The organism is Arthrobacter sp. H41, from assembly GCF_000520535.1.
Taxonomy (GTDB): Bacteria; Actinomycetota; Actinomycetes; order Actinomycetales; family Micrococcaceae; genus Arthrobacter_D.
Window position 1 is genome coordinate 10,737 of sequence record NZ_KI914796.1, and the last position, 1,435, is coordinate 12,171.

Genomic DNA, 1,435 nt, shown 5'->3' on the forward strand with positions numbered 1-1,435 from the left:
GCTGCCGCTGCGGCTGCCGTAGGGGTGGCCGCGGCAGCGAAGAAGGACGACGATCACTCGGCGACGGTCGTCCCCGAAACCGTCTCGCCGGTCGGAACTCCGCAGGCCAGCGCGCCGCTGCCTGTCGCGACGGAGACGGAAGTGCTCGCGGATCGCCCGGCCGGCGGAGAGGCGGACGGGGACGTGGTCCGTCCGTTCGATCAGACCAACGGCCTGACCAACCTCGACGGCGATTCGGACGGCACGGCGGAGAGCGATACGAGGAGTGCTGCGGAACGCAGGGATAAGCCGCTGCTGTAACCCGAGGGAGTCCGGGGACCCTCGTCAGGAGGACGTGAAGCCGGAAGGAGCCCACGACTCCCAGGAGTTGTGGGCTCCTTGTCCTTTCCCAGTGGACGACGCGATTACTACTCGAATTGCGCGCGTCGAAACAGGTATGGACTACTCTTGCTGCACCCATCGCCGTCGAACAAAGTTGAGGAGTCACAGATGTGACGAATGAGCTTGCGGAAGTGGTGTGCTATGGGCGAGGACATGATGGCAGGGCCCTTTTTCACTGTTTCGGAGGTAGCCGCAACGATGCGGGTATCAAGGATGACGGTGTACCGGCTCGTGCAATCAGGTGCGATCAGCGGTATCCGATTCGGTCGCTCGTACCGAGTGCCGGAAGCGGCTGTGAAGCAATACCTTGATTCCGTGAACCCGGGGCAACGGTCCGCCGGGTGACGACAACGACGAGGCCAGTGCGAGCACCGTCCCCGCGGCGTAGTCGTCTGGCCCCAGTTCTGTTCAAGGCCGTCCGGTTCCTGGGGAGCAGGGGGCCCGCCTCGCACGGTGACGCCCGCGCCCTCCTGATGACCACCACGCTGGCGTTGGTCGCGATCGGGCTGATGATGGTGCTCTCGGCGTCTTCTTTCGAACTTGCAGCCCAGGGAAAATCTCCGTACGGAACCTTCTACAAGCAGGCACTGTGGGTGGGAATCGGCCTCGCCGTCCTGGTGGTCTTCTCGCGCCTGCCAGTGCACCTGTTCAAAAGGTACGCCGGGCTGATCCTCGTCGGATCCTTCGTGCTGACATTGCTGGTCTTCACGCCCCTGGGGATCGAAGTCAATGGAAACAGGAACTGGATCGGGATCGGGCCGATCACCGTGCAGCCGTCGGAGTTCCTCAAACTGAGCATCATCATCTGGGGATCCGCGGTTCTTTCGCGGCGAACGCGGGTCTCCCGGAACATGAGGCCTTTTCTCTTCCCTGTCCTCCCGGTGTCATTGGCCGCCGTCGCGCTGGTGCTCGCGGGAAAAGACCTGGGGACGGCGATGATCCTGGTACTCATCATCGCCGGACTGTTCTTCTTCGCAGGAGCCAGCTTGACGGTGTTCGGGGCCGGTTTCGTGGTGATCGCACTGGCGGCCTTCGCGGCGGTTCTTTCCAGTTC

At 63.3% G+C, this 1,435-nt stretch carries 2 protein-coding genes and 1 pseudogene; all 3 read left to right on the forward strand.

The annotated features are described in order from the left end of the window. Positions 1-300, forward strand: a pseudogene (locus Y705_RS23145) (SRPBCC family protein); the annotation flags it as partial. Between the two features lie 222 nt (positions 301-522). Next, positions 523-726, forward strand: coding sequence for a helix-turn-helix domain-containing protein (locus tag Y705_RS0109595; RefSeq protein WP_026532702.1), 204 nt, complete (start codon positions 523-525; stop codon positions 724-726). A gap of 128 nt (positions 727-854) precedes the next feature. After that, positions 855-1,435 (forward strand): FtsW/RodA/SpoVE family cell cycle protein (locus Y705_RS18815; protein WP_162149068.1); only part of this gene is annotated, 581 nt, incomplete at its 3' end.